This window comes from Campylobacter felis (assembly GCF_030250085.1).
Taxonomy (GTDB): domain Bacteria; phylum Campylobacterota; class Campylobacteria; order Campylobacterales; family Campylobacteraceae; genus Campylobacter_D; species Campylobacter_D upsaliensis.
Window position 1 is genome coordinate 1 of the sequence record NZ_JANURX010000028.1, and the last position, 4,118, is coordinate 4,118.

Genomic DNA, 4,118 nt, shown 5'->3' on the forward strand with positions numbered 1-4,118 from the left:
GTCAATACGGGCTTTTTTGATAATTTTTGGCAGAGCGTTTTTGATAGTAGGCACGAAATAGGAGGCGCGTTTATAGGGGCTATTGCTGGTGCTAAAAAAGGAAAGACGCCTTTTACAAAGGCAGTTAATAGCATTATAGGTGCGGCTGTGGGAAGTGCTGGAGGAGGCTTTGCCGATGCAAAAATAGCTGATATGAAGCTAAATAAAGAGGCAAATTATAAAGCGAATTTAGAATATGCCTTACAAGCTGGGTTATTGAGTGCGGCTGGTGATACGGTTTTAATAGGAGCATACCACTTAGCAAAACCCGCTTTTAAGGGTGCTATCAAGGGCGCAAAAGGTACTTATAATTATGCAAAAGAGCGCACGCCTTTTGGCTTTTTTAGCACTATTCCTAGCCAAAATATAAACGCGGCAAATAAAATCATCGATGAAGTTTTTACGCCCGAAATGAAAGCAGAATTAAAAGAAGCAAGGGAGAAATTTGGAGGGGGTGTTAAGGGTGAGGACTTAGCAAGTCCTATCTTTGAAAAATTAAAAGAAAGCTTTGTTAAAAAATACGGAAAAGAGGATGCCAAAACGCAAAAAATCGCAAAACTAGCAGAAATCTTTAACGCTAATTCGCTTAAAACCAAACAACAAGAAATGCTAGATTTAATAAGAAGCGATAAGGACGGCTCTACTTTAGCCTATTTGCTTGAAGTGGCAAAAGATGATGTAAAAATTCAAAATAATCTTAAAAATATGCTAAATCTTGCGAGTAGCAATGTAGAAAAAAATCTTAAAAATCTTAACATCGATGCGCGCGAGATTAAGAGCATTTTAGACGAATTTGAAGCGGGGAATAAAGCTGCTTTCAAAGAGGTGGAGGAGCAAATCTCAAAGCTTTATAATGAGGATATAAGGGTCGTTTTAGATAGAACGCATTATGAAGATATCAAAAAGGACTTTTTAGAAAATGGGGTGAATTTAGACGAAATGACGCCTTTTTTGAGGGACTTAGAAAATAATGTCTTTTCAAAAGAGGGCGTAACATTTGTAAAACTGAATAATTTTAGGAAAAATCTTAATTTTTACATTTTTAACAAAGATAAAACGCCCAATTTCATTAACACGCTTAAAAAAATAACTGAGACTTCTTTGAAGGCTGAAATTGATAGGGGGATCGATAATATCTTTAAAGAGCTACCTAAGGCTTATGAGAGCATTAAAGAGCTTTATAGCACAAGCCTTAAAGACTATGCGGCGATGAAAGAGCTAAATGAGAGCATTAAAAATCTAAAACTCCAAGATAGTGCAAAAAATGCTGATGAAGTGGTAAAAACCCTAATCAAATACGCAAAAGGACAAGGCGAAAATGGGGTGAATAACTTGCAAAAAATTAAGGATTATTTGGGTGATGAGAATAATGCCTTTTTAGAAATGCAAATTTTAAATCGCCTTTTTAAAGAAAGCGTAATCGAAAATGACAGAGCTAAAGTGCGCGTTTTTGATAGCGCGGACTTTTTAAATAGGGTGAAAAGCTTGGTGGGGGATGATACACAGGCTAAAAATAGCACTAATGCGCTTTTTCAAAGCAAAGAAGCACGGGAGTTTTTAGAGCTAATCGATGGCTTTCATAAGCTTTATAAAAATGATGCATTGATTGCTAAGAATTTCGCGCACACAACAAGCGAAAAGCTTGGCACAAGCATAGCTACAACGGCAGAGGGAGCGATAAAACAAAAGGCGGTAAAGGGAGCCTTTGATCCTATTTTTAGACTTTTGCCCGATGGCATATTATTTGGACTTTTTTCTAAGCAAATTCAAGGAGGGGCGTTAAGGTATCATCTAAGAAAGGCGCTAAGTAGAAGTTTAAATTATGATGATTTTAAGATAAAGTTAGAACGCGAATTAAAACGCACGAATTTTAACTCAAATACAAGCCGATTAATTGAAAAATTTATGGATAATTTAGAGGATTTTAACGCAGAAAAAGAAGCAAAACTCGCAAAGATAAGAGAGGAAGAGGAGTTAAAAAGGCAAGAGGAGTTAAAAAGGCAAGAGGCTATTTATAAGGCACAAGAGGCTAATAATTTAAAGGATATTTTGCAAAGTTCTGAAACCTTAAATGCTAATGAAGCAAAAGAGCTTTTACAAAGCATAGAGGCAAAGCAAGTGCCAAAAGAGCTGGATATAGAGGGCTTTTTAAAAGAACTTGAAAGCGTGGAAAATAAAGAAAATTTTATCACGCATTTAAGTAAAAAAGAGGATGCGCAAAGCCGCTTAACTTATTTAAATTTGATTGAGCCGACCTTAAATGAAGCGGATTTAATTTTACAAAGTGGAAAAAGGCAAGATTTTATAAAAAAATTCAAAGATGAAAAAGACTTTTTTAGCCTTTTAATCACAGAGGAAAATGGCAAAAGGCTTATAACTTTCATACCAAAAACAAGAGAGGATTATATCTATAAAAAGATAGATAGTGCTAACCTTATCCAAAGTTTTGTTAGCCGAGCAAGTAGTCAAGGCAATGGACTTGCAAGTGAAAGTATAGCACAAAAAGCCTTAAATTTACACGAAAAACTTTATCTAAAAGACAACGATACACCTTTAGAAGTAGAATATAAAATCGTTAATAAAGACGATATTAAGCCTAGTTTTGAGCTTTCAAAAACGCAGTTTAGAAGTGAAAAACAAGAGGAGTTAATCGAAAAAATCAAAAACGAATTTAACCCTGATTTGCTTGTAAATATAAGAGGCGATTTAAAAAAAGGAAATCCTATCATCACGCAAGAGGGCGAGGTTTTAAGTGGAAATCATAGAGCCGCCGCACTTAAAGAGCTTGAGGGTGAGAATTTAAGCAAATATCAAAACGCAGTCAAAGAGGCTTTTGGGGTGGAGCTTAAAGAAAATGAAATGCTAGTTAGGGTCGTAAGTGATGATACAAGCGAAGCAGAAATTAAGCGTTTTGCGGCGGCAAGTAATGAGGGCTTAGAAAATAATTTAGGCGAACAAGGCGTTTCACTCTTTGCAAAATACCAAGATAAAATTAAGGCTTTAAAAATGGCAAAACGCCCTTTTGTAGCTGATGATGTATATAATTTAAAATATCTTGTCAATAAGGCTTTAGGCGAAACTTCAATCACTAAAGAAAACGATACAAGCAAGGCGCTTTTTGCAAGTTTAGTAAGGGGGCGGAACAATACCATTTTAAAGGCTTTAAATGAGCTTGAAAAAGAGAATTTAGAGCAAGTGAGTAAAGTGGCGAATATGTTTTTTGATAATGCGGGGGCGTTTTATAATCTAACGCACGATTTAGATATGCCTAAAATGCAGAATTTGCAAAATTATTTTAGCGATGTTTTGGTCAGTGCGGCTAAGGCTAATTTCACACGCGCGGAGGATTTTACCAAGCTAAACGAGGATATAAGAGCCTTTTTAGATAGTGCGGATAAAGAGGCGATGTTAAAACTAAGCCCTAATTTAGTGAGCGATTTGCTAACTAAGGCTATGGGGGCTGGCTTTGCACGATTTGCAAGGCTTGAAAATCCTAGTGCTTCTTTATTTGACTTTTTAAACGGCTTAAAAGAGGAGCTAATCGAAAAGGGTGCGCCCGATTTATTTAGCAGTGGCAAGGGCGTAAAGCTTAATGAACGTGATGAATTTGACTTTGCTAAGGAGCTGATTTTAAAAGGGCAAGATAGCAATGAGAAATTTAAGCTTTATGGGAATTTAGAGGAGCTTAAGGCGTGGAGGAAAGAGAGTAAAACTAAGCTTGATAAGGCAAGAGTAAATTTAAGTAAGATTGACGAGGACATTATACCACAAAATGCTAAAAATGACGAAGTTTTAGAAGTGGAGGTTTTAGAGGAATTTGGCTTAAATGAGCCGATGAAGTTTTTAGAATTTCAACAAAAAAAGCTTTCAACATACATCAAAGAAAACACGCCTTTAAGGCTTTTGGAGCATAAGAAAGAATTTAGCACAAGAGACATTTTAAACTTTTTAGAGCAAAGTGCCTTAAATGGTAAGGAAAAAGCCTTTTTAATAAGGCATTTAGAGAGGGATTTGGACAAAATCAAGGCGAAAATCAAAGAAGAAGAGGCGTTAAAAGAAGCACAAAAAGAGTGGTTAGA

1 protein-coding gene is annotated in these 4,118 nt (G+C 35.9%); it reads left to right on the top strand.

The window, feature by feature from the left end; translation table 11 throughout:
* Positions 1-4,118 (top strand): hypothetical protein (locus tag NYG92_RS09010; protein ID WP_289234198.1); only part of this gene is annotated, 4,118 nt, incomplete at both ends.